Annotated in this window: 13 protein-coding genes; 5 read left to right on the top strand and 8 right to left on the bottom strand. The window is 67.4% G+C overall.

The genetic code is table 11. From position 1 onward, the window contains the following. Nucleotides 1-101: 101 nt before the first annotated feature. On the top strand, nt 102-857 hold the full coding sequence (locus ACYAF3_RS09025) for a substrate-binding periplasmic protein (RefSeq protein WP_003096075.1): 756 nt from the start codon (nt 102-104) through the stop codon (nt 855-857). A 36-nt stretch (nt 858-893) separates the two neighbouring features. Here ACYAF3_RS09025 and ACYAF3_RS09020 read toward each other — a convergent pair whose 3' ends face one another. From ACYAF3_RS09020 to gpmI, 6 genes are all read right to left on the bottom strand, one after another. Further along, complete coding sequence (locus ACYAF3_RS09020; RefSeq protein WP_003106328.1) at nt 894-2,375, bottom strand: hypothetical protein; 1,482 nt, start codon at nt 2,373-2,375, stop codon at nt 894-896. A 68-nt stretch (nt 2,376-2,443) separates the two neighbouring features. Further along, nucleotides 2,444-3,217: a divergent polysaccharide deacetylase family protein gene (locus ACYAF3_RS09015; protein ID WP_003096069.1), complete on the bottom strand. Its 774-nt coding sequence runs from the start codon at nt 3,215-3,217 to the stop codon at nt 2,444-2,446. Next, nucleotides 3,217-4,527: a proteolytic complex protein CptA gene (cptA, locus tag ACYAF3_RS09010; RefSeq protein ID WP_003096067.1), complete on the bottom strand. Its 1,311-nt coding sequence runs from the start codon at nt 4,525-4,527 to the stop codon at nt 3,217-3,219. The genes ACYAF3_RS09015 and cptA overlap by 1 nt, the downstream gene beginning before the upstream one ends. 28 nt (nt 4,528-4,555) lie before the next feature. Next, nucleotides 4,556-5,842, bottom strand: a complete 1,287-nt coding sequence (locus tag ACYAF3_RS09005) for a murein hydrolase activator EnvC family protein (protein ID WP_017002357.1) — start codon at nt 5,840-5,842, stop codon at nt 4,556-4,558. 149 nt (nt 5,843-5,991) lie between these two features. After that, the gene (locus ACYAF3_RS09000; protein WP_003125784.1) at nt 5,992-6,810 is read right to left on the bottom strand and encodes a CPBP family intramembrane glutamic endopeptidase; all 819 of its coding nucleotides are present in this window, start codon (nt 6,808-6,810) and stop codon (nt 5,992-5,994) included. 313 nt (nt 6,811-7,123) lie between these two features. After that, on the bottom strand, nt 7,124-8,671 hold the full coding sequence (gene gpmI, locus ACYAF3_RS08995) for a 2,3-bisphosphoglycerate-independent phosphoglycerate mutase (RefSeq protein WP_003114478.1): 1,548 nt from the start codon (nt 8,669-8,671) through the stop codon (nt 7,124-7,126). A gap of 324 nt (nt 8,672-8,995) precedes the next feature. Here gpmI and ACYAF3_RS08990 point away from each other — a divergent pair, with 324 nt between their 5' ends. The 3 genes from ACYAF3_RS08990 to secB are packed head-to-tail and all read left to right on the top strand — an operon-like array spanning nt 8,996 to nt 10,199. Further along, nucleotides 8,996-9,415, top strand: a complete 420-nt coding sequence (locus ACYAF3_RS08990; protein ID WP_003096058.1) for a rhodanese-like domain-containing protein — start codon at nt 8,996-8,998, stop codon at nt 9,413-9,415. A 1-nt stretch (nt 9,416) separates the two neighbouring features. Then, nucleotides 9,417-9,671 (top strand): glutaredoxin 3, encoded by a 255-nt coding sequence (gene grxC, locus ACYAF3_RS08985; RefSeq protein ID WP_003096057.1) that lies wholly within the window; start codon nt 9,417-9,419, stop codon nt 9,669-9,671. A 36-nt stretch (nt 9,672-9,707) separates the two neighbouring features. Further along, entirely contained in the window at nt 9,708-10,199 is a 492-nt protein-coding gene (secB, locus tag ACYAF3_RS08980) for a protein-export chaperone SecB (RefSeq protein ID WP_003096050.1), read from the top strand. A gap of 58 nt (nt 10,200-10,257) precedes the next feature. Here secB and trmL read toward each other — a convergent pair whose 3' ends face one another. After that, complete coding sequence (gene trmL / locus ACYAF3_RS08975; protein WP_003104666.1) at nt 10,258-10,719, bottom strand: tRNA (uridine(34)/cytosine(34)/5-carboxymethylaminomethyluridine(34)-2'-O)-methyltransferase TrmL; 462 nt, start codon at nt 10,717-10,719, stop codon at nt 10,258-10,260. On the opposite strand from trmL, the gene ACYAF3_RS08970 reads away from it, so the two are divergent. Further along, a complete protein-coding gene (locus ACYAF3_RS08970; RefSeq protein WP_003096038.1) occupies nt 10,718-11,185 on the top strand; it encodes a hypothetical protein in 468 nt (155 codons plus the stop codon). The two genes, trmL and ACYAF3_RS08970, sit on opposite strands and share 2 nt — an antisense overlap. Before the next feature lie 811 nt (nt 11,186-11,996). On the opposite strand, the gene ntrC is transcribed toward ACYAF3_RS08970, so the two are convergent. Further along, complete coding sequence (gene ntrC / locus ACYAF3_RS08965; RefSeq protein WP_033968429.1) at nt 11,997-13,427, bottom strand: two-component system response regulator NtrC; 1,431 nt, start codon at nt 13,425-13,427, stop codon at nt 11,997-11,999.

The following is a 13,427-nucleotide window of genomic DNA, read 5'->3' as shown; positions in this document are numbered from 1 at the left end:
GGCCCCGCCGGCAATGCCATGGAAGGCCGACGAGCCAGGTATTTCGTCCTGACGCAGGGATGCCGCTAGCCAATAACGATAACCAAGCGAGCGGTGTGACCATGCTGAAAGTCCTGATCCAGACCCTGATCCTGGGGGTGTTGCTGGGGGCCTCCGCGGCCCGTGCCGAATTGCCCGCCGACTACAAGGTGGTGCTGCTGACCGAGAACTTCCCGCCCTTCAACATGGCGGTGGACGACAAGAACTTCGCCCGCGACGATGGCATCGACGGCATCAGTGCCGACATCGTCCGGGAGATGTTCAGGCGCGCCGGCATCGGCTATTCCCTGAGCCTGCGCTTCCCCTGGGACCGCCTGTACCGGTTGACCCTGGACAAGCCCGGCTACGGGCTGTTCTCCATGACCTACACCCCCGAGCGGGTGCCGCAGTTCAAATGGGTCGGCCCGCTGGCCGACACCAGTTGGGTGTTGCTGGCGCCGGCCGGCAGCAAGATCGCCGTGAAGAATCTCAAGGACGCCGCCCGCTACAAGCTCGGCGCCTACAAGAACGACGCGGTCAGCCAGCACCTGGAGGCCCAGGGCATCCCGGTGATCAACGCCCTGCGCGACCAGGAAAACGTGAAGAAGCTTACCGGCGGGCAGATCGACCTGTGGGCCACCACCGATCCGGTCGGCCGCTACCTGGCCAAGCAGGAAGGCGTGTCCGGCCTGCAGACGGTGCTGCGTTTCAACGAGGCCAAGCTCTACCTGGCGTTGAACAAGGACACTCCGGACGAGGTGGTGGAGCGCCTGCAAAAGGCCCTGGAGCAGATGCGCCAGGAAGGCTTCGTCGACGAAGCCGTCGCCAACTACCTCTGACTGGCGGGCGCCCCTCCGCCGGCGCGGCGAGGGGGCTCAGTCCAGGTCGTAGGCCTGGACGCCGAGGTCGCGGCTGTCGTACCAGTTGCCGCGGGCCCAGAACACCCGGTCGTGCGCCTCGTCGAAGCCGAGCACGCCGAGGTAGCCGGCGATGTCCAGGCGGCGCCAGGATGAACCCCAGTCGTCCGAGTAGTACACCGCGTTGGCGGAGACGCTCGCCGGCTCTTCGTCGGGATACAGCCACAGCGGCACTTCGTAGTGGCTCATGGTGTTGGCCAGCAGCACATTCCTGCCCATGTAGAACTCGCGCAGCCCGGAACTGGACGGCAGGGGCCAGAACGGGCTGGGCAGCTTGCCGGTGATCTTCCATTCGAGCGCGTCGCGATCGAGCTCGGCGATCAGCGAGCGCGATTCGTCCGGGTGGTCGAGCACTGCGATCACCCGACCGTCCATGTTCTGTTCCAGGCGCTCGACGGCCACGCCGTCGGTGCGCCGGATCGCGCCCATCTGCCAGCGTCCGCCCTCGCGGCGCAGTTCGGCCTGGGTGGTGACCAATATCGAGCTGGTCAGGTAGCGCCCCTCGGGTGGGCCATAGCGGAAGGTCTGGCTTACCCAGATCGCGGCGCGCTCCGCGTTCAGTTGGGCGACGTGTGCCTTGATCTGCCCGTGCTTGCCGTTGTAGTCGCCCCAGTTGACGCCGTTCGGCGCCAACTCGCGGGCGTAGGCGAGGTCGACCAGCAGCGGCGCGGAGGTGGCGATCGACTCGACACTGGCGCCGCGGTCGGGCGAATAGAACAGCCCGCTCGGCTGGCCGGGTTCCCGGCCGCCATCGGCACCGCCGTATTCGAAATCACCCCAGACCCAGACTTCATCCTTGCCGTGGAAGCGCGGTGCGAGAGCCCAGCCCAGTCGATTCGCCTCGGCCATGAAGCCTTCCTCGAGCCGCCGCCAGCTCTTGCCCTGGTCGTCGCTGCGCAGCACCACTGTCTGCTCGCGCTGACCGTTGTCCTTGCCCGGGCGCCGCAGGCCGGTGAGCAGGAAGACGCTGGAACCGTCCGGCGTGACTTCCAGGCAGGCGGTCTCGCCGAGCCGCGCCACTTCGTGGAACACGCCGTCCGCGCCCAGGCGCGAGACATAGGTGGTTTCCGGATCGCCGCCGGATAGCAGCATGCCGTTGAGGAAGTTGAAGAGGTGGGGGTCGGACTCTTTTTCCCTGGGCTGGGCGGCCGCCACCAGGTCCAGGTCGATGACGCCCTCGGGCAGAGCCTGCTCGTCGCGGCCGACCTCGCGCCGGCCTACCAGCCAGGTGCCGGCGGGCGTCGCCCGCACGCCGGTGCAGAATTGCTCCATGGCGCGCTGGTCGATGTTCTCGACCTTGCCGACGGTGCTCTCGCCGGGGCTGGCGCCGCCTATCTCGAACTTGGCGCTGGTGAGGATCCAGATGAAACCGAGGGGAATCGCGCCTGCGACCAGCAGGGCGGCGGCGAGCAGGGGCATGGGAGGGGAAGGGCGGGCCATCGGTGCGTCCGTGCAGGAATGACGAGGACGTCACCTTAACCGCTGCCGCGACGCCGGTAAACCCGGCTTCAGTGCGGCGCCTGGCGTGGGTTGACGTTGCGGTTGCCGCGCTCGCCGATGAGCATCTGCGGCGGTACCAGCTCGATGCCCTGGGCGCGCAGCTTCGGCAGCTCCCGCGCCAGCACGTCGAGGGTGGCCTTGTGCGGGTGGCCGATGAGCAACGCCGAACCCTGCTTGCGGGCCAGGGCGACGCCGGCCTGCAGTTGTGCGGAGACCGCTTCCGGTGTGGCTTCGTTGTCGAGGAACACATCGCGCGAGACGCTCGCCAGGCCGATCCGCTGCGCCTCGCTGGCGGCCACGGTGGCGGCGCTGGTGCGGCTGTCGACCAGGTACAGGCCGCGACGCTGGAGTTCCTCGGCGAGCCAGGCCATCGCCGGGCGCACCGCGGTCATGCGGCTGCCCTCGTGGTTGTTCAGGCCTTGCACGAACGGCACCTTGGCCAGCGCCGCGTCCAGCCGCCGCGCACGCTCTTCCTGGGTCAGCTCCGGCCGCCAGGCGTAGGGACCGCCGGCCGGGTCCATCGGCATGTGCAGGATCACCGTGCGCCCGCGCTGGTGCGCCTCGCGGGCCAGTTCGGCGGCATGCGGGGTTTCCGGGATGATCGCCAGGGTTACGCCGGGGGGCAGGTCGAGAACCCGGCGGTCGCGTGCCAGGTTCTGCCCGAGGTCATCGATGACCACGGTCAGCAGCGGCGGGCGCTGGTAGGGGACGGGGTCCTGGCGGGCCTGGGCCTGGTTGAACAGCAGGCACAGGCCCAGCAGGGCAACGCGGAACGCCGACATCAGTTGCCGCGGGTGACGCTCAGGCCTTTCAGCAGGCTAAGGGCCTGGCTGAGCTGGTAGTCGGAATCCTGCGGGCGCTCGCTCGGCGCGGCACGCTTGCCGGTGGGGCGGTCGGCGCCGCCGTTGCCGTTGGCCAGGTGGCCCTGCAGGTCGGCTTCCTTGAAGCCCTCGAAGCTGCTCCGCTCCTGGGTCACCTTGGCGCGTCCGACTTCGATGTCCGGAACGATGCCCTGGGCCTGGATGGAGCGCCCGTTGGGGGTGTAGTAGAGCGCGGTGGTGAGCTTCAGGGCGCGGTCGTTGTTCAGCGGCAGCACGGTCTGCACCGAGCCCTTGCCGAAGCTGTCGGTGCCCATCAGGATCGCGCGCTTCTGGTCCTGCAGGGCACCGGCGACGATTTCCGCCGCCGAGGCGCTGCCACCGTTGATCAGCACCACCAGCGGAACCTTGTCGCTGGGATCGGCCGGGTCGGCGCTGAAGCGCAGCTCGGAGTTGGCGATGCGGCCCTTGGTGTAGACGATCAGGCCCTTGGTGAGGAAGGCGTCGGCTACCTCGACGGCGGACTGCAGCACGCCGCCGGGGTTGTTGCGCAGGTCCAGGACCAGGCCCTTGAGACGGCCCTTGTTGTCCTTGCGCAGCTGGTTCAGCGCCTTGACCACTTCCTCGCCGGTGTTGACCTGGAACTGGGTGATGCGCAGGTAGGCGTAGCCGGGTTCGAGGACCTGGCTCTTGACACTCTTGACCTTGATGATGGCGCGCTTGAGTTCGACGTCGAACGGTCTGCCGCCATCGCGGACGATGGTCAGGGTGATCGGGGAGCCGGCCTTGCCGCGCATGCTGTCGACCGCTTCGGTCATCGACTGGCCCTTGGTCGGCTTGCCGTCGATCTGCACGATCAGGTCGCCGGGCTGGATGCCGGCGCGGGCCGCGGGGGTGTCGTCGATCGGCGAGACCACCTTGATGAAGCCGTCTTCGCTGCCGACCTCGATGCCCAGGCCGCCGAACTCGCCGCTGGTGCTTTCCTGCAGCTCGGCGAAGTCCTCCGGGCCGAGGTAGGCGGAGTGCGGGTCGAGGTTGCTAAGCATGCCCTTGATGGCGTTCTCCAGCAGGGTCTTGTCGTCCACTGGCTCGACATAGGCGGCCTTCACCCGGTCGAGAACCTCGGCGAAGGTACGCAGCTCGTCGAGGGGCAGCGGGGCACTGCTACCGTTGGCCAGTGGCGCGGCGTCGGCCGGGGCGTCGGCAGCCTGGGCCGCGCCCGCGCCGAGCAGCAGGGCCAGCGCCAGGGTGGTGGGACGGAAGCAATGCAGCATGTTCAGCTCCTAATCACGAGTTCGGCGCCTATCCCTGTGCGCGGCACCAGGTAGTAGGGTCCGCCGGGCGGCCCTGATGGCGAATGGCGAAGTACACGGCCGGGCTACTCTGGCCGCCGCTGGTTCCAACGGTGGCAATCGGGTCTCCGGCCTTCACGGTGTCGCCGGCGTCTTTCAGCAGGCTTTGATTATGGCCATAAAGGCTGAGATAGCCGCCACCGTGGTCGAGGATGACCAACAGGCCGGCTCCGCGCAACCAGTCGGCGAATACCACGCGTCCGCCGTGCACCGCGCGGACGGTGCTGCCGGCGCTCGCCGAAATCAGTACGCCGTCCCATTTCGCCCGCGGATCGTCGCCGCGCTGGCTGCCGAAGCGCGCCACGACGCGGCCATTCACCGGCCACGGCAGCTTGCCGCGGGCCGAGCCGAACGCGCCACCGTAGACCGCGCCAGTGCTTGAGACCAGCGGGCCCGGCGCAGGTTCGCGCGGCGGGCTGGTGACTCGTCCGGGGGCGGCCTGCTGCTGGCGCGCACGCTCGCGTTCGGCGGCCAGCGCGCGCTGGCGCTCGCGCTCCGCCGCGGCGGCGGCTTCGCGGGCCTGGCGGGCCAGGGTTTCCTCGATGGTCCGCAGTACCTTGGCCAGCTCGGCCTGGTCCTGTTGGCGGGACTTGAGCTTCTGGTCGCGTTCGCGGTAGTCGCTGTTCAGCTTGGCCAGGGCTTGCTGGCGCTCCTTGCGGGTCGCTGCCAGCGCCTCGCGGCGGCTGTCCAGCTCGCCTTGCTTGCTCAGTTGTTCGGCTTTCTGCGCAGAGATGTCCTGCTCGACGTTGGCCAACTGGCGGAGGGTTTCGTTGAAGCTGGCGAGCTGTTCGAGACGGGCTTTGTTGATGTAGTCGTAGTAGGTGAGGGTGCGGCTGAATTTTTCCGGGTGTTCCTGGTTCAGCAGCAGCTTCAGGTATTCCTCGCGTCCACTCTGGTAGGCCGCGCGGGCCTGGATGGCGAGGAGGCGCTGCTGCTCAATGCGCGCGTCCTGGAGTTTTTTTTTCTCCCCATCCAGCCGTTTCAGCTCGGCTTCGCTCTTGTCCAGCTCGTCCTGCAGGGCCTTGATCTGTTTTTCCAGGTCGCCCATCTCGGTCTCGGTGGACTTCAGCTGCTTCTGCACGCCGCTCTTTTCCTGCTGGATGCCGTCCAGCAGCTTCTTCAGCTCGCGGATGTCCTTCTGCGTCTGTTCCAGCTGGCGTTGGGTGTCGGCGCGCTCGTCGGCGAAGGCCGGAGCGAGACAGGCGAGGGATAGCAGGAGAGGAAGGAGGCGGAGCATGGGGTGGCGGGCACCTGGGAATTGGACCGGCCTAGTATGCCCGTGGCCGCCGTTAAAAAAAACGCCCCGCACCGCGCGCTGTGGGGCGCTTCCACGTATTTCAGCCGGATGGCAGCGGCGGATGTCGTCGACGACGAAGGCCACGGGCATCAGGCGGGTCTGTAGAGCGGGTAGGTGAACAGCAGCAGATGCGTCAGGTTCAGCCCGAAGTGGAACAGCGTCGCCACCCACAGGCGGCCGCTCCACAGCCAGGCCAACCCGTAGATCAGCCCGGCGAGGCCGGCGAACAGCATCAGCAGCGGGCCGCCGGCGAAGTGCGCCAGGCCGAACAGCGCCGAGGCCAGCGCCAGGGCGGGCCAGGGGCCCAGCCATTGGCCCAGGCGTTGCTGCAGGTAGCCGCGGAACAGCGCTTCCTCGGCAAGGGAAACGAAGAACAGGTTGGCCAGGATGAACTGCCAGAGCCAGGCCGGCGCGTGGAGTTCCGGCCGCAGCAGGCCGACGCCGACAGCCAGCAGAAGCAGCGCCGGCACCGCCGCCACGAGCAGCAGCCAGTACCAGGGGCGGCCGGGAGCGCGGGCTTCGTCGCGGAACAGGCTCGGCAGGCAGGCCAGTAGCAGGAACGGCACCAGTGCCTTGTCGAAGTTGAAGTACATGGTGAACGGCAGGCTCTGCGGGCCGACCACCGCCTTGTCCAGGATCCTGGGGTTGGCGAAGCCGGGTAGCAGGTGCAGGAACAGGCCCACCGCGCCGGCGACCAGCAGCAGCTCCAGGCCCAGGGCCCAGGCGCGGCGTGCCGCCAGACGCCGGCGCAACAGGGCGAGGACGCCCAGTGCAGCCAGGGCGGCGACCGCAGGCGGAGCGAGAACCCCGTCGTAGAAGGCGAGACAGCAGGTCGCGAGCAGCAAGACGAGGGCCAGCAGGCGCTGGAAGGACAGGGCGAGGAGCGAGGTGGCGAGGAGGAACCACATCGGCGGAAATCCTTGTAGGGCAGATGGAAAAGACAGCGCGGGCAAGGCTAGCACGGGCCTCGGCGACGTAGCGGGAGGCAGGGGGGGAGACGCGGAAAATGAAAACCGCGGCACACGTCTCGACGCCGCGTGGCCAGGCCTGTCGGCCGATCGGCAGCGTTAAAGCGGGGAAGGTGGCGTCGTGGAAACAGGGCGCGGCGCCCGGCCCGCTACGGCGGATAACGTCGCAGGCGTTATCCGTCGATGGCCTGCAGAAGCGGCGGATAACCGCGACGCGGTTATCCGCCCTGCGCGGGAGTTCGTCGTTCGCGGATCAGCCGAGGGTGACGATGCTGCGACCGGTCATTTCCGCCGGCTGCTCCAGCCCCATGAGGGTCAGCATGGTCGGCGCCACGTCGGCCAGCACGCCGCCTTCGCGGATGCTCAGCTTGCGCTTGCCGACGTAGACGAAGGGCACCGGTTCGCAGGTGTGCGCGGTGTGCGCCTGGCCGGTGGACTCGTCTTCCATCTGCTCGACATTGCCGTGGTCGGCGGTGATCAGGGCTTCGCCGCCGACCTTGTCCAGCGCCTCGACGATACGGCCCATGCAGGTGTCCAGGCACTCCACGGCCTTGACCGCGGCCTCGAACACCCCGGTGTGGCCGACCATGTCGCCGTTGGCGTAGTTGACCACGATCACGTCGTAGCGCTGTTGCTCGATGGCCTCGACGATACGGTCGGTGACTTCCGGCGCGCTCATCTCGGGTTGCAGGTCGTAGGTGGCGACCTTCGGCGAGGGGATCAGGATGCGCTCCTCGCCCTCGTAGGGTTCCTCGCGGCCGCCGGAGAAGAAGAAGGTCACATGGGCGTACTTCTCGGTCTCGGCGATGCGCAGCTGGGTCTTGCCATGCTTGGCCAGGTACTCGCCGAGGACGTTGGTCAGCGGCTCCGGCGGGAAGGCGCAGGGCGCCGGGATGCTCGCCGCGTACTGGGTCAGCATGACGAAACCTGCCAGCTGCGGGGCTCGTTCGCGGGGGAACTCATTGAATGCCGGCTCGACGAAGGCGCGGCTCAGCTCGCGGGCGCGGTCGGCGCGGAAGTTCATGAAGATCACCGCGTCGCCATCCTCGACCCGCACCGCTTCGGCGCCGGCCGGGACCACCGCGGTGGCCTTGACGAATTCGTCGCTCTCGCCGCGGGCGTAGGCGGCCTCGAGGGCTGCCACCGAGGAGTCGGCGGTGAACTCGGCCTTGCCGTCGACAATCAGTTCATAGGCGGCCTGGACGCGGTCCCAGCGGTTGTCGCGGTCCATCGCGAAATAGCGGCCGATGATCGAGGCGATGCGGCCCTTGCCGAGCCCGGCGAAGGTGGCGTCGAGACGCTCCAGCGACGGCTGCGCGCTTTTCGGCGGGGTATCGCGGCCATCCAGGAAGGCATGCAGGTAGATCTTGCCGGCGCCGCGCCTGGCGGCCATCTGCGCCATCGCCACCAGGTGGTCTTCATGGCTGTGTACGCCGCCCGGGGAGAGCAGGCCGAGGATGTGCACCGCCTTGTCGGCGGCGACGGCCTTGTCGACCGCGCCGGCGATCACCGGGTTTTCGAAGAATTCGCCGTCGCGGATGGCCTTGGTGACGCGGGTGAAGTCCTGGTACACCACGCGGCCTGCGCCGAGGTTCATGTGGCCGACCTCGGAATTGCCCATCTGGCCGTCGGGCAGGCCGACGTCCATGCCGGAGCCGGAGATCAGGCCGTGCGGCTGGGTTGCCAGGAGGCGATCCCAGACCGGCTTCTTCGCGGCGTAGATGGCGTTGTAGTCAGGGCTTTCGCTGTGGCCGAAGCCGTCCAGGATGATCAGGACCAGGGGTTTGGGCGTGGCAGTCATATGTCCGGCTCTATTTCCGCGGGGTTCAGAAACTGACCAAATTTAGTGGGAACATTGTCGTTCAAGACGTAGGAAGAGGCTGATTGATTAAACCGATGACGCCGATCCGCAACCGAATGCCGCTATCCTCGCTCCCTCTGTCCCGCCCGAACCGTGCCCGGGCCGGAACTGGCCAGCTTCACAGAAAAGGACCGGCATTCTAACCGTGAAGTTTCCCGCGACGCCATTTCCTGGAGCCGAGCGGGGCGCCGCCCGGCGGGTTCCCCCCTGGCCGGCGCGGTCTGTATACTGGCCGGCATTTTTACGCCCTGGATATCCGTCACCATGCAATTCGTTTCCCGTCTGATCGAGTTCGCCACCAACCACTACCTGCTGGTCGCGGCGCTGCTGGTCCTGCTGGTCCTGCTGTTGCTGCACGAGCTGCGCAAGGGCGGCAAGAGCCTGTCGACCCGCGAGCTGACCGCGCTGGTCAATGCCGACCAGGCGGTGGTCCTGGATATCCGTCCGGCCAAGGAGTTCGCCAGCGGGCACATCGTCGACGCGCTGAACATCCCGGCCGACAAGCTGAACAGCCGCATGACCGAACTGGAAAAGTACAAGGGCAAGACCATCATCCTGGTCGACGCCATGGGCCAGCACTCCGGTACCTGGGGCGGCGTCCTGAAGAAGGCCGGCTTCAACGCCGCCAAGCTGTCCGGCGGGATCGGCAGCTGGCGCGGCGACAACCTGCCGCTGGTGAAGTGACATGCCGCCCGTCGTGATCTACACCACCGCCTGGTGTCCGTACTGCATCCGCGCCAAGCAGTTGCTGCAACGCAAGGGCGTGGACTTCCAGGAGATCGCCTGCGACGGCAAGCCCGAACTGCGCGCCGAGCTGGCACGCAAGGCGGGATCGACCACCGTGCCGCAGATCTGGATCGGCGAGACCCATGTCGGCGGCTGCGACGACCTTCATGCACTGGAGCGCGCCGGCAAGCTGGACGCGCTGCTGTCTGCCTGAAACCATTCATGAATTGACCCAAGGGAAGGCCCGAAAATGACCGAGCAAGCTACCAACGGCGCTGCCGACGAGCAGCAACCCCAGTTCTCCCTGCAGCGCATCTACCTGCGCGACCTGTCGTTCGAGTCGCCGAAGTCCCCGGAAATCTTCCGCCAGGAATGGAACCCGTCCATCAGCCTGGACCTGAACACTCGCCAGAAGCAGCTGGACGGCGACTTCTACGAAGTGGTCCTGACCGTATCGGTGACCGTGAAGAACGGCGAGGACACCACTGCCTTCATCGCCGAAGTGCAGCAGGCCGGCATCTTCCTGATCAAGAACCTCGATCCGTCGAGCATGAGCCATACCCTCGGCGCGTTCTGCCCGAACATCCTCTTCCCGTACGCTCGCGAAGCCCTGGACAACCTGGTGGTACGCGGTTCGTTCCCGGCGCTGATGCTGTCGCCGGTGAACTTCGACGCCCTCTACGCCCAGGAAATCGCCCGCATGCAGGCCTCCGGCGAGATCCCGACGCCGTCGGTCCAGTAAGCCCAGCGCTTGCGAAGAAGCCCGCCTTGCGCGGGCTTTTTCATGCCTGTCGGCCGGCTCAGTCCATGGCGAAGCCGAGCTGGCGCCAGGCTTCGTAGACGGTCACCGCCACCGTGTTGGACAGGTTCAGGCTACGGCAGCCTTCGCGCATCGGCAGGCGCAGGCGCCGATCGGTTGGCAGGGCGTTGCGCACGTCCTCCGGCAGTCCGCGGCTTTCCGGGCCGAAGAGGAAGGCATCGTCGCGCTGGTAGGCCACTTCGTGGAAGGCCCGCGACCCCTTGGTGGTGAAGGCGAACAGGCGTGGCTGGCCGAGGGCCTCGAGGCAGCTCTGCAGATCCGGGTAGCGGCGTACGCTGGCGTATTCGTGGTAGTCGAGGCCGGCACGGCGCAAGCGCTTGTCGTCCAGTTCGAAACCGAGCGGCTCGATCAGGTGCAGACTGCATCCGGCGTTGGCGCAGAGCCTGATAATGTTGCCGGTATTCGGAGGAATTTCCGGTTGAAACAGTATGACGTGGAACATGCAGGGCTCCGGAGCAGATAACGGGCGGCATTCTACCTCCGCCATCGACGATCTGCGGCGCCAGCGCTGGAAAGTCTGGGGTGCGCTGGTGCTTGCCGGGTTGTTGTTCGGGCTGATGCTCGGCAGGTTGTTCGGTCCCGCTTCGCTGCCGACGTCTGCGCCGCAACTGCTGGCGGTCGGGGAGAGCGAGCAGGGCCTGGTCCTGCGCTTCGATCGCCAGGCTGCGGTTACGGCGGCACGGGTGGAGGGTGCCCTGACGTTGCGCATCGTCGCCCGGGGCGCGGCGCAGCAGGGAGATGGACGATGGCTGGGCCAACCGTTGCGCTGGCGCGTCCGCGAGGAGGGAAAGGCGCTGCTGTTGAGCCTGGTCTCGACCCGCCCCTTGCAGGGGCGCTGGCAGTGGTCGGAGGACGGCGAGGGCTGGCGCCTGGTCGTCGAACTGCAGGAGCGCGACGGCCGGGAATAAAAGGGGGAATTCTCAGCCTGCCTGTACCGAGGTCCCCAAACGGGAGGGCGGAGGCGCGGATCACTGCGCTACCGCCGGGCATAAAAGAGGGGAGTTCTCAGCCTGCCTGTACCGAGGTCCCCGAAACGGGTGTGGCGGTTGCGCGCGGATGCTGCGTCTGCCGCCGGGTGTAAAAGAGGGGATTCCCCAGCCTGCCTGTACCGAGGCCCCCGAAATCTTCGTTATCTGCTCCAATGCAGGGGCTGTGCCAATTCTCATGAGCGCGCTGGCGGCGCGCTCGCTTTCCTGAAGGATTGTGGGTAAGTCTGTGGGCGAGCTGGTGATGAATGCCTCTGGAAGCCCGTGGATCAAGGGCTTGGCGGCATCCCAGGGGTTTGTGGGAAGTCGATTGCGGAAAAATGACGGAGCGGGCTTTTCCGCCAGCGATTGATGCCGATTTGTCGCCTGCTGGTGCACGCTGCCCAAAATCCGGGCAAGGGCCGCTGTCCTGCCGAACCGGCGGATAACCGCGATGCGGTTATCCGCCCTACGCCCCGGTTTGATCGACGGTGCCGGGCGGGCGCTCGCCGAGGTTGGGGCTGTGCTGCGGACGGTAGGGCGAATAACGCCATAGGCGTTATCCGCCGCGGCCCTGCACAATCGGCGGATAACCGCGATGCGGTTATTCGCCCTACGCTACGATTTGACCGGTGGTGCCGGGCGGGCGCCCTGCCGAGGCCGGGGCGGCGTCTCGCTTGGCACGGGCGCGCGACGGACCATGAAAAACGGGGCCCGAAGGCCCCGTTGGGTCGCTCATGGGAGCAGTGGCGCTTCAGTCGTCGCCTTCGTCGTCGGCTCCATCGACGTTCATCCCCAGCTCCTTGATCTTGCGGGTCAGGGTATTGCGGCCCCAGCCGAGCAGCACGGCGGCATCGCGGCGGCGGCCGGCGGTGTGCTTGAGGGCGGTTTCTATCATGATCCGTTCGAAGGCCGGCACGGCGCTGTCCAGCAGGTTCGACTGGCCGCGGCCCAGCGCCTGGTCGGCCCACTGGCGAAGGGCCTGTTCCCAGTTCGCCGCCGGCGCGCTGTCCTGCGGCTGGGTCAGCAGCTCCGGCGGCAGGTCGTCGATGTGCACCTCGCGGCCGGAGGCCATCACGGTGATCCAGCGACAGGTGTTCTCCAGTTGGCGGACGTTGCCCGGCCAGCCGAGGTTCTTCAGGTACTCCTCGGTTTCCGTCTTCAGCAGCTTGGGTTCCACCGCCAGCTCCTGGGCGGCGCGGCTGAGGAAGTGCCGGGCCAGCGCCGGGATGTCCTCGCGGCGGTCGGCCAGCCGTGGGATGTGGATGCGGATCACGTTCAGGCGATGGAACAGGTCCTCGCGGAACTTGCCGTCGCGCACCAGGCTTTCCAGGTTCTGGTGGGTGGCGGCGATGATCCGCACGTCGACCTTCACCGGCGTGTGCCCGCCGACCCGGTAGAACTCGCCGTCGGCCAGGACGCGCAGCAGGCGGGTCTGGGTGTCGGCCGGCATGTCGCCGATCTCGTCGAGGAACAGGGTGCCGCCATCGGCTTGCTCGAAGCGTCCGCGGCGCTGGGCGGCGGCCCCGGTGAAGGCGCCCTTCTCATGGCCGAACAGCTCGGATTCCATCAGGTCCTTGGGGATCGCCGCCATGTTCAGCGCGATGAATGGCGAGGCTGCGCGCGGGCTGTGGCGATGCAGGGCATGGGCGACCAGCTCCTTGCCGGTACCCGATTCGCCGTTGATCAGCACGGTGATGTTGGAATGGCTGAGGCGGCCGATGGCGCGGAATACCTCCTGCATCGCCGGCGCCTCGCCGATGATCTCCGGCGTGCGCGCCTGGTTCGCCGGCAGCTCCAGGCCCTGCTGCTCCTGGGCGTGCTGGTTGGCGCGCTTGACCAGGGAGACCGCCTCGTCGACGTCGAACGGCTTGGGCAGGTATTCGAAGGCGCCGCCCTGGTAGGAGGCCACCGCGCTGTCGAGGTCGGAATGCGCGGTCATGATGATCACCGGCAGGCGCGGATGCAGTTCGCGGATCTGCGCCAGCAGGTCGAGGCCGCTGGCGCCGGGCATGCGGATATCGGAGATGATCACGTCCGGCTGCTGCCGGCCGAGGCGGCCGATGACGCTGTCGGCGCTGTCGAAGCTCACCGTGGTCATGCCTTCCTGTTGCAGGGCCTTTTCCAGTACCCAGCGGATGGAGCGGTCGTCGTCGACGATCCAGACGGTCTCTGATCGGCTCAT

The organism is Pseudomonas sp. TZ252 (assembly GCF_056110345.1).
The sequence above is the reverse complement of the archived record's forward strand: the minus strand, read 5'-3'. Positions and strand labels throughout refer to the sequence as shown.

Excerpts from the sequence above, each read along its gene's own strand:
- ACYAF3_RS08970 (WP_003096038.1), top strand. The coding sequence starts at position 10,718 with ATGCAGGGCTCCGGAGCAGATAACGGGCGGCATTCTACCTCCGCCATC.
- cptA (WP_003096067.1), bottom strand. The coding sequence starts at position 4,527 with ATGCTGCATTGCTTCCGTCCCACCACCCTGGCGCTGGCCCTGCTGCTC.
- ACYAF3_RS09020 (WP_003106328.1), bottom strand. The coding sequence starts at position 2,375 with ATGGCCCGCCCTTCCCCTCCCATGCCCCTGCTCGCCGCCGCCCTGCTG.
- ACYAF3_RS09005 (WP_017002357.1), bottom strand. The coding sequence starts at position 5,842 with ATGCTCCGCCTCCTTCCTCTCCTGCTATCCCTCGCCTGTCTCGCTCCG.
- ntrC (WP_033968429.1), bottom strand. The coding sequence starts at position 13,427 with ATGAGCCGATCAGAGACCGTCTGGATCGTCGACGACGACCGCTCCATC.
- secB (WP_003096050.1), top strand. The coding sequence starts at position 9,708 with ATGACCGAGCAAGCTACCAACGGCGCTGCCGACGAGCAGCAACCCCAG.
- grxC (WP_003096057.1), top strand. The coding sequence starts at position 9,417 with ATGCCGCCCGTCGTGATCTACACCACCGCCTGGTGTCCGTACTGCATC.
- trmL (WP_003104666.1), bottom strand. The coding sequence starts at position 10,719 with ATGTTCCACGTCATACTGTTTCAACCGGAAATTCCTCCGAATACCGGC.
- ACYAF3_RS09015 (WP_003096069.1), bottom strand. The coding sequence starts at position 3,217 with ATGTCGGCGTTCCGCGTTGCCCTGCTGGGCCTGTGCCTGCTGTTCAAC.
- gpmI (WP_003114478.1), bottom strand. The coding sequence starts at position 8,671 with ATGACTGCCACGCCCAAACCCCTGGTCCTGATCATCCTGGACGGCTTC.
- ACYAF3_RS08990 (WP_003096058.1), top strand. The coding sequence starts at position 8,996 with ATGCAATTCGTTTCCCGTCTGATCGAGTTCGCCACCAACCACTACCTG.
- ACYAF3_RS09025 (WP_003096075.1), top strand. The coding sequence starts at position 102 with ATGCTGAAAGTCCTGATCCAGACCCTGATCCTGGGGGTGTTGCTGGGG.
- ACYAF3_RS09000 (WP_003125784.1), bottom strand. The coding sequence starts at position 6,810 with ATGTGGTTCCTCCTCGCCACCTCGCTCCTCGCCCTGTCCTTCCAGCGC.